This is a genomic window from Streptomyces sp. CoH27 (genome assembly GCF_020181035.1).
Classification (GTDB): domain Bacteria; phylum Actinomycetota; class Actinomycetes; order Streptomycetales; family Streptomycetaceae; genus Streptomyces; species Streptomyces camelliae.
The window spans coordinates 283,083-300,742 of record NZ_JAIQYY010000007.1 but is presented as its reverse complement, the minus strand read 5'-3'; the positions used below and the strand labels follow the sequence as shown (position 1 = coordinate 300,742).

The 17,660-nt window shown below is 70.8% G+C and carries 16 protein-coding genes; 8 read left to right on the top strand and 8 right to left on the bottom strand.

Going from position 1 to position 17,660, the window contains the following annotated elements:
* Positions 1–30 precede the first annotated feature (30 nt).
* Together LE548_RS13820 and LE548_RS13815 are read left to right on the top strand one after the other, a co-directional pair.
* A complete protein-coding gene (locus LE548_RS13820) occupies positions 31–1,071 on the top strand; it encodes a Gfo/Idh/MocA family protein (protein ID WP_225097091.1) in 1,041 nt (346 codons plus the stop codon).
* Between the two features lie 56 nt (positions 1,072–1,127).
* The gene (locus tag LE548_RS13815) at positions 1,128–1,886 is read left to right on the top strand and encodes an SDR family oxidoreductase (RefSeq protein WP_225097090.1); all 759 of its coding nucleotides are present in this window, start codon (positions 1,128–1,130) and stop codon (positions 1,884–1,886) included.
* Between the two features lie 226 nt (positions 1,887–2,112).
* Here the strand turns inward: LE548_RS13815 and LE548_RS13810 are convergent, their stop codons facing one another.
* The 3 genes from LE548_RS13810 to LE548_RS13800 form a co-directional block, all read right to left on the bottom strand.
* Positions 2,113–3,363: a D-alanyl-D-alanine carboxypeptidase family protein gene (locus LE548_RS13810; protein ID WP_225097089.1), complete on the bottom strand. Its 1,251-nt coding sequence runs from the start codon at positions 3,361–3,363 to the stop codon at positions 2,113–2,115.
* 170 nt (positions 3,364–3,533) lie between these two features.
* A complete protein-coding gene (locus LE548_RS13805) occupies positions 3,534–4,520 on the bottom strand; it encodes an aldo/keto reductase (RefSeq protein WP_225097088.1) in 987 nt (328 codons plus the stop codon).
* A gap of 69 nt (positions 4,521–4,589) precedes the next feature.
* The gene (locus tag LE548_RS13800) at positions 4,590–4,916 is read right to left on the bottom strand and encodes a nuclear transport factor 2 family protein (protein ID WP_225097087.1); all 327 of its coding nucleotides are present in this window, start codon (positions 4,914–4,916) and stop codon (positions 4,590–4,592) included.
* A gap of 127 nt (positions 4,917–5,043) precedes the next feature.
* Here LE548_RS13800 and LE548_RS13795 point away from each other — a divergent pair, with 127 nt between their 5' ends.
* Positions 5,044–5,589: a DoxX family membrane protein gene (locus LE548_RS13795; protein WP_225097086.1), complete on the top strand. Its 546-nt coding sequence runs from the start codon at positions 5,044–5,046 to the stop codon at positions 5,587–5,589.
* A 36-nt stretch (positions 5,590–5,625) separates the two neighbouring features.
* Here LE548_RS13795 and LE548_RS46470 read toward each other — a convergent pair whose 3' ends face one another.
* Positions 5,626–5,721, bottom strand: coding sequence for a DUF397 domain-containing protein (locus LE548_RS46470; RefSeq protein WP_374116086.1), 96 nt, complete (start codon positions 5,719–5,721; stop codon positions 5,626–5,628).
* Positions 5,722–5,810: 89 nt separating this feature from the next.
* Between LE548_RS46470 and LE548_RS13785 the strand changes: the two genes are divergently transcribed.
* Positions 5,811–6,242: an ATP-binding protein gene (locus LE548_RS13785; RefSeq protein ID WP_374116085.1), complete on the top strand. Its 432-nt coding sequence runs from the start codon at positions 5,811–5,813 to the stop codon at positions 6,240–6,242.
* Between the two features lie 74 nt (positions 6,243–6,316).
* Here the strand turns inward: LE548_RS13785 and LE548_RS13780 are convergent, their stop codons facing one another.
* Positions 6,317–7,906, bottom strand: coding sequence for a S8 family serine peptidase (locus LE548_RS13780; protein ID WP_225097085.1), 1,590 nt, complete (start codon positions 7,904–7,906; stop codon positions 6,317–6,319).
* 296 nt (positions 7,907–8,202) lie between these two features.
* Positions 8,203–8,688, bottom strand: coding sequence for a hypothetical protein (locus tag LE548_RS13775; protein ID WP_225097084.1), 486 nt, complete (start codon positions 8,686–8,688; stop codon positions 8,203–8,205).
* Positions 8,689–8,881: 193 nt separating this feature from the next.
* Between LE548_RS13775 and LE548_RS13770 the strand changes: the two genes are divergently transcribed.
* Positions 8,882–9,061 (top strand): hypothetical protein, encoded by a 180-nt coding sequence (locus LE548_RS13770; protein WP_225097083.1) that lies wholly within the window; start codon positions 8,882–8,884, stop codon positions 9,059–9,061.
* Between the two features lie 332 nt (positions 9,062–9,393).
* On the opposite strand, the gene LE548_RS13765 is transcribed toward LE548_RS13770, so the two are convergent.
* A complete protein-coding gene (locus tag LE548_RS13765) occupies positions 9,394–10,377 on the bottom strand; it encodes a LacI family DNA-binding transcriptional regulator (protein ID WP_225097082.1) in 984 nt (327 codons plus the stop codon).
* A gap of 280 nt (positions 10,378–10,657) precedes the next feature.
* Positions 10,658–13,465, bottom strand: coding sequence for a glycoside hydrolase family 3 protein (locus tag LE548_RS13760; protein ID WP_225097081.1), 2,808 nt, complete (start codon positions 13,463–13,465; stop codon positions 10,658–10,660).
* A gap of 257 nt (positions 13,466–13,722) precedes the next feature.
* Here LE548_RS13760 and LE548_RS13755 point away from each other — a divergent pair, with 257 nt between their 5' ends.
* From LE548_RS13755 to LE548_RS13745, 3 genes are read left to right on the top strand one after another with little or no spacing between them, the layout of a single operon-like run.
* Complete coding sequence (locus LE548_RS13755; RefSeq protein ID WP_225097080.1) at positions 13,723–15,405, top strand: Tat pathway signal sequence domain protein; 1,683 nt, start codon at positions 13,723–13,725, stop codon at positions 15,403–15,405.
* On the top strand, positions 15,402–16,349 hold the full coding sequence (locus LE548_RS13750; protein WP_374116076.1) for an ABC transporter permease: 948 nt from the start codon (positions 15,402–15,404) through the stop codon (positions 16,347–16,349). Before LE548_RS13755 ends, LE548_RS13750 begins: the two co-directional genes overlap by 4 nt.
* Entirely contained in the window at positions 16,346–17,314 is a 969-nt protein-coding gene (locus LE548_RS13745) for a carbohydrate ABC transporter permease (protein WP_225097079.1), read from the top strand. Before LE548_RS13750 ends, LE548_RS13745 begins: the two co-directional genes overlap by 4 nt.
* The last annotated feature ends 346 nt before the right edge of the window (positions 17,315–17,660 follow it).

Below are 17,660 nucleotides of genomic sequence, written 5' to 3'. Positions count from 1 at the left end.
CGAGGCACGGATGAGCGAGGTCGGCGCGGGATGGCGGAGCAGAGGGTGCGTTGGGGAATCCTGGCGACGGGCGGGATCGCGGCGGCGTTCGCGGCGGATCTGGTCGATCTGCCGGAGGCGGAGCTCGCGGCGGTGGCCTCGCGCAGCACGGAGTCGGCGGAGGCGTTCGCCGAGCGGTTCGGGGCCGCGCGGGCGTACGGCGAGTGGGCGTCGCTGGCGGCGGACCCGGACATCGATGTCGTGTACGTCGCCACCCCGCACACCGCGCACCGGGCAGCCGCCGGTCTCTGTCTGGAGGCGGGGCGGAACGTGCTGTGCGAGAAGCCGTTCACGCTGAACCTGCGCGAGACGCGGGAGCTCGTCGCGCTGGCGCGGGAGCACGACCGCTTCCTGATGGAGGCGATGTGGATGTACTGCAATCCGCTGGTCCGGCGGCTGAAGGCGCTGGTGGACGACGGGGCGATCGGTGAGGTCCGCACCGTGCAGGCCGACTTCGGGCTGGCCGGTCCCTTCCCGTCGGCGCACCGGCTGCGGGACCCGGCGCTCGGCGGCGGCGCGCTGCTGGACCTGGGCGTGTACCCGGTGTCGTTCGCGCAGCTGCTGCTGGGCGAGCCGGACTCGGTCACGGCGAGCGCGCGGCTCTCGGCGGAGGGCGTCGACCTGCAGACGGGCGCGCTGCTGTCGTGGGAGAGCGGGGCGCTGGCGTCGCTGCACTGTTCGATCGTCGGCGGTACGGCGGCCACGGCGTCGGTGACCGGCTCGCGCGGCCGGATCGACGTGCCGTCGGGCTTCTTCCACCCCGACCGGTTCGTGCTGCACCGCGACGGCCGTGACCCCGAGGAGTTCGCCGCCGACCCGGCCGACGGGCCGCGCACCAGCCTGCGGCACGAGGCGGTCGAGGTGATGCGGGCGCTGCGGGCGGGCGAGAAGGAGTCGCCGCTGGTGCCGCTGGAGGGCTCGCTCGCGGTGATGCGGACGCTGGACGCGGTGCGGGAGCGGATCGGGGTGCGGTATCCGGGCGAGGAGCCGCTGGGGGAACCGGCGGGGGAACCTGCGACGGCGGCCGCATAACCGTATGGCGGACATGGTATTCCGCATGGCGGACTTCCCGCCTACGCTGCGGAGCCATGACCGACAGGGAATCGAAGATCGCGGTGGTGACCGGCGCCGGCTCCGGCATCGGGCGGGCCGTCGCCGTGGAGCTGCTGAACGCCGGCTGGTCGGTGGCACTGGCCGGCCGGCGCGCCGGGACGCTGGAGGAGACGGCGGCGCTGGTGCCGGGGGGCGCCGCGCTCGCCGTACGCGCCGACGTGTCCCGGCCCGAGGACGTGACGGCGCTGTTCGCGGCCACGGTGGAGCGGTTCGGGCGGGTGGACCTGCTGTTCAACAACGCGGGGACCTTCGGACCCGGCGGGGTCCCGGTCGAGGAACTCCCCTACGACGCCTGGCGGCACGTGGTGGACACCAACCTCAACGGGGCGTTCCTGTGCGCACAGGCGGCGTACCGGCAGATGAAGGAGCAGGATCCGCAGGGCGGACGGATCATCAACAACGGCTCGATCTCGGCCCACGCGCCCCGCCCGCACTCGGTGGCCTACACGGCGACCAAGCACGCGCTGACCGGACTGACCAAGTCGCTGTCGCTGGACGGGCGGCCGTACCGCATCGCGGTCGGGCAGATCGACATCGGCAACGCGGCCACGGACATGACGGCCCGGATGCAGACGGGCGCACTCCAGGCGAACGGGGAGGTAGCCCCGGAACCGGTGATGGATGTGGCCGATGTGGCGCGGACCGTGCGGCACATGGCCGAGCTGCCGCTGGAGGCGAACGTGCAGTTCGCGACGGTACTGGCGACGGCGATGCCCTACATCGGGCGGGGCTGAACCCCCTGACGGAAGCGGAATTTGAACATCCGCGGTATTGCGGCCCGTCGAGGACATATGCTCAACTTTCCTCCACAACAGCTTCACACTTGGAGCACGGGGGTTCCGTAGCCATACCGAGGGGGGAAGGCGGCGGCCGTTCCACCGGACCGGAGTTGGGGGTGGACCTCGCGCAGGAAGCGGGGTACACGCCGGTCGGTGGAACGGCCGCCGCACTGTTCGGTGTTCAGCGCCGGTGCCGGCCGCCCGGTTCGTTCGGCTCCGCCGCCGGCTCGGCCGTCTCCGCCGCCGCCTCGGCCATCGCCGCCGCCGCGACCGCCCTGCGTCTCCGCTTCACCACCAGGAAACCCGCCGCCGCCAGCAGCAACGCCGTGCCACCGGCGCCCTCCACCAGCCGGCCGGTCGACGGGCCGCCGGACGAGCCGGAGCCGTCGGCCGCCGCCCGGTCCCCCTTGCCCCCCGATGCCGGACTCACCTTGGCGCCGCCCTCGCTGAGCGGGTCGACCAGCGTGCCCACGGCCTGTGCCGAACGCCCGGGCCCGAAGCCCCAGTCGAGCAGCGCGGCGGTCTGCTCGTAGACGGCGTTGCTGCCCTCGGCCGGGTGCATGACCGTCACCAGCAGGGTGCGTCCGCCCCGGGTGGCGGCGCCGGTGAAGGTGTTGCCGGCATTGCTGGTGTAGCCGTTCTTGACACCGATCAGGCCGTCGTATGTCTTCAGACCCCATGCCCCGGTCAGCAGGCGGTCGGTGTTCTGGATCTGGAAGGTCTTCTTGCCGCCCGCCGGAAAGTCGGCGGTCTTCGTGCCGCAGTAGCCGCGGAAGTCGGCGTCCTTCAGCCCGTGCCGGGCGAAGAGCGTGAGGTCGTACGCCGAGGAGATCTGGCCCGGGTGGTCGAAGCCGTCGGGGCTGACCACGTGGGTGTCCAGCGCCTGTAGGTCCGCGGCCTTGGCCTGCATCTCGGCGACCGTCTTGGCTACGCCGCCGTTCATGTGGGACAGCACGTGCACGGCGTCGTTGCCGGAGCGCAGGAACACGCCCTGCCACAGCTGCTCGACGGTGTAGGTGAGGCCGGGCTTGATGCCGACCAGGCTGGAGCCGGCCGGGATGTCGGCGAGGTCGGCGTCCTTGACCGTGTACCGCTGGGTGCGGTCGAACTTCTTCAGCACGGTGTCCGCGAACAGCATCTTCAGCGTGGACGCGGGCGCGAGCCGCCGGTGCGCGTTGAACGAGGCGAGCACCTCGCCGCTGTCGCAGTCGGCGATCAGCCACGAGCGGGCGGTGAGCTTCGCGGGCAGTCCGGAGGCACCGCGCACCTGAACGCCGGCACCGGCCAACCGCTCGCCCCCGACGGCGGCGGGGTCGCCCGCGGCGGCCGGGGTGGCCGTGGAGAGGGAAACGGCCGCAGCCGTGGACAAGGGAAGGGCGGCGGCCGTCAGACCGAGGGCGGCACGCCGGCTGATCCGGGAACATTCACGCACTCCGGGACCGTACACCGGGCCCAGCTGCGGCTTCCGCGCGCCGGGACCGGGACGGCCGGGAATTTTGCCGCGTTATGAAAATCCGATGAGTCAGCGCCCTTCCTGGACCCCGAAGGGACCCGACCGCGAGGGGACCCGACCGCGAGGGGACCCGACCGCGAGGGGGCCACTCAGCGCCCGAGCAGGCGCTCGACCTCGCTCAACTGCCCGGCGGTGAGCGGCCCCTTCGCGAGGGCACCGGCGTTCTCCTCGGCCTGGGCGACCGAGCGGAACCCGGGGATGGGGACCGTGCGCGGACTGCGGGCCCACAGCCAGGCCAGGGCGCCCTGGGCGAGGGTGCGGCCGTCGCTCGTGAGGATGTCCCGCAGGGCGTCGATCCGGGCCAGCCATGCCTGGTCGGCGCCGGAGCCGTCCGCGTCGTACCCCGGCAGCCAGGCCGGCGGCCTGCTCCGGATGTCCCCGGCCGCGAGCGCGCCGCGCCGCTTCCCGGCCAGCAGCCCCATGGCCAGCGGGCTCCGGTTGATGCTCGCGAGCCCCCGCTCCTCGCACAGCGCCAGCATGCCGGGAGCGTCCTGCAGCACGTTGAGCGCGTGCTGGACGGCCGCGCAGTGCTCGCCCTCGGCGAAGACGGCGGCGCGGGCGGGGTCGTCGGTGCTCCAGGCGTAGGCGCGGATGAGCCCCTCTCGCACGAACTCCTCGCAGGCGTCCCGGAGTTCGGCCGCTCGCTCCGGGTCGGCGTCGGAGAGGTGGAACTGGTAGAGGTCGATGTGCTCCGTGCCCAGCCGGCGCAGCGAGGCGGTCAGCGCGCGGCGGGCGTGGGCCGGGGTGTCGTCCTGGCCGTCGGCGGTGCGGGTGCGCTCGTCGAAGAGGTTGCCCCACTTGGTGGCGACGATGACGTCGTCCCGCCGCTTGCCGAGTGCCCGGCCGAGGATCTGTTCGCTGTGCCCGGTGCCGTAGCAGTCGGCGGTGTCGAAGAAGGTGACGCCGAGGTCGAGGGCGCGGTGAACGGCACGTACGGACTCGTCGTCGTCCACCTTCCCCCAGCCGAGCGGCTGCCCGTCCGCGGACTGCCACTCCCCGCCGATGGCCCAGCAACCGAAGCCGAGCGCGCTGACCTCGATGTGGCTGCGTCCCAGTGTCCTGCTCGTGGTCTCCATGCCCGAGGACGCTAGGAGTTGAAGCGCACACGAGGACAAGGGCCGGTGCGGCCCGGATTCACGCGGGATTCACGCCTGCCCGGTGTCGAAGCGGGAGATCCGCCCGTCCTCCTCGACGGTGAAGCGCCATGCGGTACGCATCTCGCCCCAGGTGTCGTTGCGGTAGTCGGCGACCAGTTGCCGGCCGCCGTCGGACTCGCTCTGGACGTCCATGTGGCCGTGGGAGGAGAAGATCTCCCGCTCGATCCAGTCGGCGAGGTCGCGGTCGGAGCCGTCGTCGGACATCGTCGCGCCGGGGGCGAGGAGCCGCATGAAGCCCTCGCGGTCGTGGGAGTTGACGGCGTTGACGAAGGCCCGCACGGCCGGATCGCTGAGTTTGGCTGGTTTGATCGTCATGGCGCCAGGCTCACACCGCTCCCCCGGACCCGCCACCCGAACGCCCTCCCCGACGCGCCCACCGGGGTGAAACCTGCGACGGTGGACGGGCTGGAGGAACCCGTCCACCCATCTGCCGGGAGTCGCCGTGAACTGTTTCGACCGACGTGATCTGGGCCTGCTGCTGCTCCGGCTGGGCACGGGCGGGGTGCTCGCCGCGCATGGCGCGCAGAAGCTGTTCGGCTGGTTCGGCGGGCACGGGCTGGAGGGCACCGGCCAGTTCATGGAGTCCGTCGGCTACACGCCGGGCAAGGCGAGCGCGACGGCGGCGGGCCTCGCGGAGGCGGGCGGCGGCACCCTGCTGGCGCTGGGCCTGGCGACCCCGGCGGCGGGCGCGGCGGCGGCCGGCGCGATGGCGGGGGCGGCCGCGGTCCACGTGCCGAGCGGCTTCTTCGCCCAGTCGGGTGGCTACGAGTACGCGGCGACCCTGGGCCTCGCGGCAGCCGGCCTCGCCGTCACCGGCCCCGGCCGCCTTTCCCTCGACCACGCCCTCGGCCACATCTTCGACCGCGGCTGGATGGTCCCGGCAGCCCTCGGGGCCACGGCAGCGGCCACGGCCCTGGTGGTGGGCGCACGGAACTGCCGGGTACGGGCGAGGACGGAGGGGGAGCAGGAGGCGTTGTTCGAGGAGTAGCCGGGGGGGTCGGCTGTACTTCCGCAGACGTGACCGTCAGCGGGTGACGGCGAGCCGCACGAAGGCGGTCCACTCCGAGGCCCCGAAGGCCAGTTGAGCGCGAGCCGGGGCCTTGGAGTTACGGACGCGGATGGTGCCGGGCGTTACCGCAGCCTCAAAAATCCACCCCCCGGTTCACCCGGCTCCTCAGGGCCACGCCCCGGGGCGCTCACCTCGCCCGTCTGCTCGCGACGCAGCAACTCACGGAATGGGGGTGGCCGTCATCCTGCACGGCAAGCGAGTCCGCCGCCCTGGTCGTCGTCGAGCTGGCGGCGAACGCGGTGACCCACGGACGGGTGAAAGGCCGCTGCTTCCGCCTCACGCTCGCTGTCGACGCCCCTGACACGCTCCGTATCGAGGTGGCGGACCCCCGAGACGACCGCCCGCTCCAGCCCCGTACACCGGCCCTCACTGCCGAATACGGTCGGGGTCTCCTCCTCGTGGACGCGCTGGCGACTCCTCGTGGACGCGCTGGCGACCGACTGGGGCAGCGCCCCGTACCCGCCGTCCGGCAAGACCGTCTGGGCATGTCTCCCACCGCCCTGACGGCGGATGCGAGACACTCGCCGAGCGTGCCCGTCCGCGCGGATCCGGCGGCCGGGAGACAGTGGTGATGGCGCGGCCGAAGCCGATCGGCACCCGCTCCCTCGGGGCGGATGCCGATCCGTGTACTTGGCCGTGAGGGGGGTTAACCGGCCATGGACGGGGCGTAGGGCGCCAGGGCCGGGGCGAGTTGGATTCCGGGGGCCAGGCCGAGGGCGACGAGTGCGTCGGGCAGGCCGCGGCCGACGCGGGCCGCCTCCAGCGTGCCATGTGCGGCCAGTGGGCGGCAGCTGGCGGCGACGATCTCGAACAGGTGCTGCACCCTGCCCGGTCCGCGAGGCAGCAGTTGGCCGTGGAAGTCCTCGTGGTGAGCGAGAACGAGGGCAGCCAGCCCGGCGACGTGGGCCGAGGCCGTGCCGGTGCCGTCGAGAGCCGTGTACCCGCCCTCCGGCGCGCAGGACAGGACCGCAACACCGGGTGCGACCGCATCGACTCCGGGGCCGTAGCAGCTGAATGGTGCGGCGAACAGTCCTTCTGGGCTCAACTGCGGCCCCGCGTGGGTGGCTTGGGAGGTGTCCTGCGGGTAGGTGCCGAAGGCTCCCAGCGCGCCCACCGCGAACACGGTGGGCAGCGAGCCCGGGAAGGCGACCGGCCCACCGGTGTCGCCCGCCGGCGCGACGCAGGCGATGCCCGCCCCGTAGGCGTCGGCGAGCTTTCGTGACACGAGCGCCGAAGAGTACGGGGCCGCCACCGCGATGTGGGCGATGTCGACCTCGCGGTCGATGCAGTGGTCCAGCGCGGCGATCAGGTCACTGAAATGCCCGTCGGGCATCACCTGGCAGACGTCGATCTCGGCGTCGACCGCGATGCCGATGACGCCCTTGCCGGTGTCCGCTCCGGCGATGATGCCCGCCGCATGGGTACCGTTGCCCAGCGTGTCGTGCGCCCAGCCCCCGTCCGTGCCGCGCACCACGTCGACGCCCGAGCGCACCCGTTCCTTCAGATCGGGATGTTCGGCACTGACACCCGATCCGATGGCCGCGATCCTGATGCCGAACGCGCGGAAGGTGGGGGGCAGCCGGTCCAGCCGCATCGCCTGCTGACCCCAGCCGTACTGCTGGCGCTGCTCCAGTTCCGGGTACACCTGGGCGAGCGGGGCGAGAGTGACGAGGTTCTCCTGGGTTGCCGAGAGGTCGGGGCGGGGGATCCAGCGGTCCGTGTAACCGCCCGCGGGCCGCACGTACAGGGACTCGATCGACTCCGCCGTCTCCGTCGCGAGCGTGACGGTGACCGTCCCGTCGGTCCCGGTGATGCCCTGGGCCGGCCAGGTCGCACCGATCAGGAACACCCCTGCGCCGGCCAGCGGTTCGCCGTCCGGGCCGCAGACACGCAGCGCGATCTCCACGGGTTCTTCCAGGGGCATGACCAGCCCCGGGTCACGCAGCGGCAGCATCCCCGTCGTGGGCACGGAAGCGGGCCCGGTCCCGGCCAGCGGCAGGTCCGGCTCGATGTGCACGTGCAGTGACCGCATCGCCGGGACCTGGTCCTCGGCCGCCTCGACGACCACGACGTCCGGGCAGGAGGGATACAGTCCGGCGGCCTTCAGCTTCTCCGACGGCCGGAGCCTGCGGACCACCGTGACCTCGGGCATCTGCTCCAACCGGTCGCACACCGCGTCCATGCCCATTTCGGGCAACCCCGGTGGCAGCAGGTGCTGCGGCAGCGGCGTGACCATGTACCGCCCCCGGCGCGGCTGCACCGTGATCGGTGACGGTGCGCCCGCCTTGCGTGGTTGTGCTTCCCTGTCCTCGGGTCCCGGCCCACCGGCCCCCGATCCCCCTGATCCGCTCTCGCGGTTGTTTCGGGGTTTGTTCCCGGGCCTTTCCTTGACCATTACGTCCACCTTCACCACGTCCGCATGCCTACGTCGTCCACTGCTCCTGATCCGGTGCCGGGCGGCTCGCGCTTCCACGGTGATGCGGTGTGCCCAGGAACGAGTCCTGGGCACACCGCATCGCGCGCCGCCGGATGTCAGCCGATGCCGAAGGGCTGACCCATCGGACCGAAGCCGAAGCCGGGCTGCTGGTACTGCGGGAACGGCTGGCCGTACGACTGCGGGCCGTACCCGCCGCCCCACGGCTGCTGGCCCTGCATGCCCTGGACGCCCTGCATGCCCTGGACACCCTGCTGGCTCTGCTGGAGCAGCGTCACGATCGCCGTCGGCAGCGCCTGCTGCACGGACTGCTCCACGGCGCTGCGAACGCCCTGGTGGAGCGTGTGGTGCAGCGCGACCGCGAGGTACGGGTGCGCGTGGTGGGCCAGGCCCTGCTGCTGCAGCTGCTGCTGGACCTGCTGGATCTGCTGCAGCGCCTGCTGCATGCGCTGCGCGATCTGCTGGCTCGCCTGCTGACACGCCTGCTGGATGGCCTGCTGGACCACCTGTGCGAGCTGGCCCTGCGGGGCGCCGATCTGCTGGCCGAACTGCTGCTGGGGCTGGATACCGGTCATCACCGACATGAATGCTCCGTTCGATGCCACGGGAAGGTCAACATACGGAATGATGTTGGCCTTATCGGAACAAAACCGACGTCCTGAAGCTAAGTTCACGAGGTTGTAACCGCAATCGGACGGGCCGCTACTGGAGAGGAACCCCCCGATCGGATCCAGCGGCTGGAGGACCGTGAGCGCATCGGCAGGAGGGCGACCGCTGATGAAGGTGGTGGACGACGGCCTTCTGGGCGCCCATGTCGGAGAAGAGCAGAGCCAGGTGATGCGGGGGCTACCAGGACCCTGGGTACAGTCCCGTACGGCATCGCCCGCAGCCGAGGAGCCGTCCGTGTTCGCAGCTGCCGCCGTCGGCAGCTTCGTGGTCCCCGACCCGTTCGGCTGAACCGTGCCGGCGATGAGATCAGAAAGCCGCCGCTCGGCGTGTGCAGCGGGTGCAGCGGGTGCAGCGGGTGCCCCAGCCTCGGGTGAGTCCGGATTCAGGAGCGTGCCGCTCGGCCTGACCCCACAGCGGATCGCTGAAATGGTCCACCGGGACGTGGTCGGTCGTCGCCTGCGGGGAAGGTGGCCTGCGGACCGCGGCGCCGGTGCACTGATCCGGTCCCGCTGGTGCAGTCGCCACCAGGCTGTCGCCCGCGCCTGCCGCTCCCGTCGATGCACCCGGTCCGCCGGGCTCCCTCGCCGGAGAGGCGAGCACACGGTCCGGCGGTGGAGCCGTCAGTCCTTCGGTGGCGCCGTGCTCTCCCGTACGGTGAGGGTCGTCGCGATCTCCAGCCCGGTCTGGGGTGCCTGCTCACCGCGGCCGAGGGTCAGTGCGAGTTCGGTCGCCGCGATGGCCATCTCGGTCAGCGGCTGGTGGACGGTGGTCAATGGCGGGTCCACCCAGGAGACCGCCGGCAGGTCGTCGAAACCGACCACGCTCAGGTCCTCGGGGATGCGCAGGCCGGCTTCGCGCGCGGCCTGGTAGACCCCGAGCGCCAGGAGGTCGTTCGCGGCGAAGATCGCGGTGGGGCGGTCGGGCCGGGACAGCAGGTCCTGTGCCGCGGCGTAGCCGTCCTCCCGGGTGAGCTTGGCGTGGACCACGAGGTCCGGATCGGCCGGCAGACCGGCGGCCTGCAGCGCCGAGCGGTAGCCGTCCAGCCGGGCGGCGCAGCACAGCACGTCCTGCGGTCCGCTGATCATCGCGATGCGGCGATGGCCCAGCTCGGTCAGGTGGCGGGTCGCGGCCCGGCCGCCGGACCAGTTGGTGGCGCCTACGAAGGGGACGTCGTCCGGCAGTTCACGGGTCGGGTCGAAGACGACGAACGGAATGCCCTTCGCCTGGAGCTGCTCACGCTCGGCCTCGGAGAGCTGCGCCACCGACAGCACGCAGTTCGGGCGGCGGGCCACGGTGTCGTCCCAGGATGGAGCGGGTGAGTCGTGCAGGCCGAAGCGCGAGACCATCAGCCCCACGCGATGCTTGCTGGCCACCCGCTCCACGCCCCGGATGATCTCCACGGCCCACATGCTCTCCAGCTCGCGGAACACCAGCTCCACCACGTTGTTGCGGTTGGCCCCCGAGAGCTTGCGGTAGCCGTACCGGTCGATCAGCTCCTCGACGCGGGCACGCGTGCCGGGCGACACCCCCGACTTGCCGTTGAGCACCTTCGAGACGGTCGGAACCGATACGCCCGCCGACTCGGCGATGAAAGCGATCGTCACCGGCCGGGAGGAGTCACCCCCGGGGCGTTCGCCACCATCCGCCAGTCGTTCCGCTGCGTCGTCAGCCAAAGCCGTCTTCCGATCCTTCGCGTCCTCGCCGCCCCCCATGGCCGGCCGAGCGACCAGCAGCCCTGCCGTGCGTGTGCGGCACCTTTGCGGTTGCCGCACAGCCGGACCAGGCACCCACCCACGTCATATTAGCTCTCTCCGCCCGCAAGCGACGAAACTTTCCTGCGGTAGCCCGACGCGGCCCGCCCCCTAGGGGGCGGGCCGCCCGGTCTCAGTCCGCGACTGCGTGGGGTGAGGTGAGGCGGAAGGCGGCCAGCCGGAAGTCCCCGTGCAGGGTGAGGTGCAGGTCGTGCACGCCGTCCAGCGGTGCGGGGAACTCCTGGGTGACGGTCGTCCACGTGTAGCGGCCGCCGGTGATCGGCACGGGGAGGGCCGCGAGGAGGCGTTCGTCGGCCCTGAGTTCCAGGAGAGCCTCGCCCGGCCCGGTGTCCGCGCGCGCGACCTCGGCTTCCAGGCGGACCGCGGAGGTCAGGTCGGCGGAGCGGAAGAGGGTGGTGGCGGGGCTGGTGGGGTCCTTGGGGGTGATCGCGTCGCCGGTGGTGCGGGTGGCGTCGACGAGTGTGAGGTTCTCGTAGTCGTCGAAGTCGGCGGCCCTGGTGCGGTGATCGACAACTGTCCGTGGTCCGGGAGCGGTTCCGGTGACGGTGAGGGGCGCGGTGAGGACGACGTCCTCGGCGGACCGGGCGATGAGGACCTCGTACGTGCCCGGGTCGGTGGTGAAGGCTCCGGTGGTGACGTCCCAGTGGGCGAGCTGTTCGGCGGTCAGGTGGAAGGTGACCTCCTGGCTTCCGCCCGGGGCGAGCCGGACCTTGGCGAAGTCGGCGAGCCGCAGCCGGGGCGCCTCATAGCGGGCGTCCGTCGCGCGGACGTAGAGCTGGACGACTTCGCTTCCGGGGCGGGTGCCGGTGTCGGTCAGGGTGACCGAGATGTCGACCGCGCCGTCGGGGTCGATGGACGCTGCGGACAGGCGCAGGTCGTGGTAGGTGAAGTCGGTGTAGGACAGACCGTGGCCGAAGGGGTAGAGGGGTGGGGTGCGGTGGTACTGGTAGGTCCAGCCGGCTTTGACGATGTCGTAGTCGAGTGGGTGGGGGAGTTCGTCCTCACCCCGGTACCAGGTCTGGGGCAGGCGCCCGGAGGGGTCGGTTTCGCCGAGCAGGACAGCGGCCAGGCCGTGGCCAGCCTCCTGTCCCGCGTGTGAGGTCCACAGTACGGCGGGCAGGTGGGTGTCGGCCCAGTCCAGGGCGTAGGGGTAGCTGCTCATGACGACCAGCACGGTCTGGGGGCGGACGGCGGCGACCGCCCGCAGCAGTTCCTGCTGTCCTTCGGGCAGTGCGATGTTCGCCCGGTCCTGGGTCTCGCGGCCGCCGATCAGGGGGTGGTTGCCGAGGACGACGACGGCGACGTCGGCGCTCTGGGCGGCGGTCCGTGCTTCGGCGATGCCGTCGCGGAGCAGTTCGCGGTGGAAGGTTTCGGCGGTCTGCGGGGTCTCGGCCGTCATCCTCACCGCGCCGTCGGCGGGGTCGATGGCGGCGTAGCGGCCGGTGAGGACGTTGCGCAGCAGCACGGCGTCGGGGCCGCCGGCAGGGTCGGGTTCCATGCGGAACGTTTCGTGGATGAACCAGGACTTGAGCTGTTGCTGGTCGGCTTCCAGGTGGCCGTCGTCCTTGACGCTCAGGTAGCGGCCGGTGTCGGCATCGCGCAGTGTCAGTGCGCCTTCGCCCCAGTCAACGGTGTCGAAGGCGGTCTTGCCGAGCAGTTCGCCGGTGGTGCGCGAGCGCAGGGCGATGCGGTCGCAGCCCTCGACCCGGACCACGTGTCCGCCCTGATCGGCGAGTGCTGCTTCCAGCCCTGCGGCGGCGGTGACCTGGTAGGGCAGAGTGCCGCTGTACCAGTCCTCGCACAGAGTGTCGGACAGCGGGCCGATGACGGTGATCGTCGGGGTGCGGGCTGCGTCCAGGGGCAGCAGTCCGTCGTTCTTGAGCAGCACCACCGACTCGGTCGCGGCGAGCCGGGCCAGCTCGCGGTGGCGGGGGTGGTCGATGACGTCGGGGCCGATGTCGGCGTACGGATCGAGGTGCTGGTCGAACTCGCCGAGCCGGAAACGCAGTTCGAGTTGCCGCCGTACGGCGCGGTCGACGTCGTCCTCGTCGATCAGGGATCGCTCGATGGCCTGGCGCAGCCAGCCGATGACGGCAGCGCTGTCCTGTTCATGGTCGGTGAAGCTGTCGATGCCGGCCTTGAGGGCTGCGGCGTAGGCCTGGGGGTGGTCGTCGAAGTAGTGCTGGGGGTCGACGAGGTTGCAGGGTGCTTCGGCGTCGCTGACCACGAACAGCTCGTGGCCGGTGGGGACGGCCCAGCGCCGCAGTTCGTCCTCGATGAGCGGGCTGACGTGGCACGGGCGGCCGTTGACCAGGTTGTAGGCGGCCATGGCGCCGGTGGCCGCGCCGGAGGCGACGACGGGCCGGAACGCGGCCAGGTCGTATTCGTGCAGTACGCGCGGGCGCAGCCCGGAGGAAGTGGTGCAGCGGTCGTCCTCGTTGTTGTAGGCGAGGAAGTGCTTGAGGACGGGGGCGACGCGCAGGTAGTGCGGGTGGTCGCCGGCCAGGCCCTGGCAGTAGGCGGTGCCCAGCCGCGAGGTGTGCACGGGGTCTTCGGAGTAACCCTCTTCGTTGCGGCCCCAGCGCGGGTCGCGCAGCGGGTTCACCACCGGGGCCCACGCCTGCAGGCTGTTGGTGCCCGGGCCGGAGGCGGGCGGGCGGTGGTGGTGGAAGGCGCGCAGCTCGACCGAGACGGCTTCGGCAACCCGGTGCACCAGTTCCTCGTCCCAGGTCGCGCCCAGCCCCACCGCCTGCGGGAAGACGGTCGCCTCGCCCAGCCAGGCCACACCGTGCAGCGCCTCGGTCCCGGTGCGGAACGCCGCGACGCCCAGACGCGGCACCGCGGGAGCGTACTGGTGCAGCATCGCGAGCTTTTCGTCGAGGGTGAGTCGTTCGAGCAAGTCGCCGACACGCGTCCGCAAGAGCAGCGCCGGATCCTGGAACGGAGAGTTTTCGACAGCGGAGACGGATGGTTGGCTCACGCAGCTGACCCCTAGCACGTGGGATGGAACTGAAGTCGAAGCGCATCGACGCTGCCACGAGGCCGTCTGGGCTGTCAACGAAAGCAGAAAGGATTTTTTGCTTTTGTTTCTCCTCTTGCCCGGTAGGAGAGCGGTCGATACGGTCCCGCCCATCGTCTAAGCGCTTCGACGCTTCACTGGGGAAGGGCCGCCTCCACATGAGCAGTCAGCTGAATCGCAGAACCTTCATCGGTACGGCCGCGTCGGTCGCGGGAGCCGCCGCGATGGCGCCGCTGCTGTCCGCCTGCGGGGGCGGCACGCACCAGAAGACCGGTGCGAACACCAAGACGGGCCTGAAGGCGGCGCTGCCGGCCTACGTGCCCAGCACGGCCGTGAAGCCGGACATCCCGTCCGTGTCGGGTGGCGGCAACGGGGCGGCGACCGACCCGGGGTTCCTCCGCTACCCCACCGACCAGGTCGCGACGGTCTCCGGAGTGCCGGGCAAGGGCGGCAGCTACACCGCGGTCACCCCGTTGTGGGGGACCGTCCCCCCGGCGGGGAACTCCTTCTATCAGGCCATGAACAAGGCCCTCGGCGTCGACCTCGCCGTCAAGCCGGCCGATGGCAACAACTACAACACCATCGTCCCCACCATGACCGCCGCGCGCCGCCTGCCCGACTGGATCCAGCTGCCGGCCTGGTGGAACAACGCCTTCAACACCGGTGAACTGGCCGGGACCCAACTCGCGGACCTCACCCCCTACCTGGCCGGCGACAAGGTCAAGAAGTACCCGAACCTCGCCGCCCTGCCCACCGGCGCCTGGCAGACCTGCGCGTGGGGCGACAAGATCTACGGAATCCCCTGCGGCTCCACCAACTTCTCGCTCGCCGGCGCCATCTTCTACCGCCGTGACAGCCTGGAGGCCAAGGGGATCACCGCGGACCAGGTCAAGTCCGCCGACGACATGTGGAACCTGGGCAAGGAGCTGACCGACGCCAAGCGCGGTGTGTGGGCCTTCGACGACGTGTGGACCTACCTCTCCCTCTTCTGGGGCGTACCGGCGCAGTGGAAGCTGGTGGACGGCAAGCTGGTCCACAAGTACGAGGTGCCGGAGTTCCTGGAGGCCATGAACTGGCACTACCGCCTGGCGAAGTCCGGCTTCATGCACCCCGACGCCCTGGCGGGGAACGGCGCCGGCCAGGGCACCCGGTTCTACTCCGGGAAGGTGCTGATCGCCGGCGGGGGCCTCGGCGCGTGGAACCTTGCCGACTACCAGTCGGGCACCGCCGCGGACACGCACTACCGCCGCGGCGCGTTCAACATCTTCGCCGCCGACGGCAAGAGCACCCCGAGCATCTTCCTCAATCCCTCCGCCAGCATGATCAGCTACCTGAACAAGCGCCTGAAGCCGGCCCAGATCGAGGAACTACTGTCGGTGGCCAACTACCTGGCCGCGCCCTACGGCACGCGCGAGTACACCATGGTCAACTTCGGTGTCGAGGGCGTCCACTACACGATGAACAACGGTGTGCCGACGGCGACCAAGGAGGGCCAGAAGTTCGTCCAGGCGACCACCTACCCCTTCCTGGCCTCGCCGACCTCCGCGATCAGCAACCAGGGCGCCGACGTCGTCACCAAGGACTACACCGGCTGGGCGGCCGCGAACGTCAAGTACGCGTACAAGCCGCTGTTCTGGAACGTGAACATCAGCCTGTCGCAGTCGCTGGCGACTGCCGCCGCCGCACAGTCGGTGGAGGACACCATCAAGGACTGCTACCACGGCAAGAAGACGGTCTCCGACGTCCAGGCGGCCATCTCCAGCTGGAAGTCCAGCAGTGGTGACCGCCTGACGCGATGGATGACCACGAACGTCCTGGACAAGGTCGGGACCGGCCAGTGAGCGTCCAGCAGCCGCAGGACACGGGACGCCCTGTGCGGCTGAACTGGCGGATGAGGATACGGCGCGACAAGACGCTGCTCCTGATGACCGTGCCCTCGATCGCGCTGCTGCTGGTCTTCAACTACGCGCCGCTGTTCGGCCTGGCCACCGCGTTCCAGGACTACGACCCGCTGATCGGGGTCTGGCACAGCCAGTGGGTGGGATTCGACCAGTTCCGCCAGCTGTTCCACGACCCGCAGTTCTGGGACTCGCTGAAGAACACGATCTATCTCAGCTTCGTCCAGCTGATCCTGTTCTTCCCGATCCCCATCGTGCTGGCCCTGCTGCTGAACACGGTGCTCAGCACGCGGGTGCGCAATCTCATCCAGTCCGTGGTCTACCTGCCGCACTTCTTCTCGTGGGTGCTCACGATCACCATCTTCCAGCAGATGCTCGGCGGCGCGGGCCTGCTCAACCAGTACCTGCGCTCGCACGGCATGAGCACATGGGACGTCATGACCAACCCGCACACCTTCGCCCTGCTGGTCACTGGCCAGGCGGTGTGGAAGGAGGCCGGCTGGGGGATCATCGTCTTCCTGGCCGCACTGGCCGGCATCAACAGGGAGCTGTACGAGGCCGCCGCAGCCGACGGCGCGGGTCGCTGGCGGCGGATGTGGCACATCACCCTGCCCGGCATGCGCGGAGTGATCGTGCTGATGCTGGTCCTGCGGCTGGGCAACGCGCTGTCGGTGGGCTTCGAGCAGTTCCTGATCCAGCGTGACGCGGTGGGCCACTCGTCCGCGGACGTGCTGGACACCTTCTCCTTCTACTACGGCATCGCCACCAACAACTACAGCTACGGAGCGGCTGCCGGGCTGTTCAAGAGCGTGATCTCACTGCTGCTCATCTGGGGTGCCAACAAGCTGGCACACGCCTTCGGCGAAGACGGGTTGTACCGCGCATGACCAACACCCTCAGCATCAGCCCCACCCGCGCCGGAGCGGCGGCTCAGGCCCGCGGCAACAAGGCCGGATCGGCACGCCCGCCGTGGGAGGAACCGCCCACCGTCGTCGGACAGACCGTCAAGGTGCTGACCCTGACCGGGGTCGTCGCGGTGGTGTTGGTCCCCGTCTGGATCATCTTGGTGACCAGCTTCTCCACTCCCGGGGCGATCAACCGGGCCGGAGGCCTGGTGATCTGGCCGGACGGCCTGACCGTGGAGCCGTACCGCGAGATGCTCTTGGACCCGACCGTGCGGACCTCGCTGGTGGTGAGCCTGGGCGTCACCCTGATCGGCACCGCGGTCTCGATGGCCGTGTCGGTCATGTGCGCCTACGGCCTGTCCCGGCCCCGCTCCTTCGCACACCGCTTCCTGCTGTTGCTGCTGATCGTCACGATGTTCGTCAACGGCGGCCTGATCCCCACCTTCCTGGTCGTCACCGACCTCGGCGGCTACGGCAAGTACTGGGCACTGATCCTGCCCAGCGCGGTCTCGGTGTTCAACATCCTGGTCCTGCGCGCCTTCTACTCCGAGACCTCCGGCGAGCTCATCGACGCGGCCCGGCTCGACGGCGCGGGCGACTGGCGGATCCTGTGGTCCGTCGTCCTGCCCACCTCGCGCGCCGTGACCGCCGTGGTCGCTCTCTTCTACGCGGTGAGCTACTGGAACGCCTTCTTCAACGTGATGCTCTACATGCCCACCGACAGCCAGAAGTGGCCGCTGCAGTACGTCCTGCTCACCTACGTCAACCGCGACGTCGGCCTGCCCGGCTCGGTCAACGCCGGCTTCGGCAGCGCCCACGCCCACACCGCGCCGCTGTCCCTGCAGATGGCGGTCGTGGTGCTGACCCTGGTCCCGCTCCTGATCGTCTACCCGTTCGTCCAGAAGCACTTCCGCACCGGCGTGCTGACCGGCGCGATCAAGGGCTGACGTGACCGGCCGCCGTACCACCCCGCAGACCGGAAGCGGCCCCGTGCGCCCAACGAGGCGGCGATCGGCCCCCTGCTCAACCTGCTGCGAACCAGCGGACGCACCGTCCCCGAGGACGCCTCCGTCGTCGCCCTGTGCCCGGCACACCATGACCGCGGCCGAACGCGGCGAACAACCGACCGGCGAACGCGTCCTGCTGACACCGACCCTGACAGTCCGCCAGAGCACCGACTCCGCGCCGCGGTAGCACCGGCACTGGCCCGAACCCGGCCCACCGCACCCGCGCGGTGCCGGTCGAGCGCGCCCGCGGCAGCGGGCCTTCCCGGCCCCAGACTTGAGGAGAAGC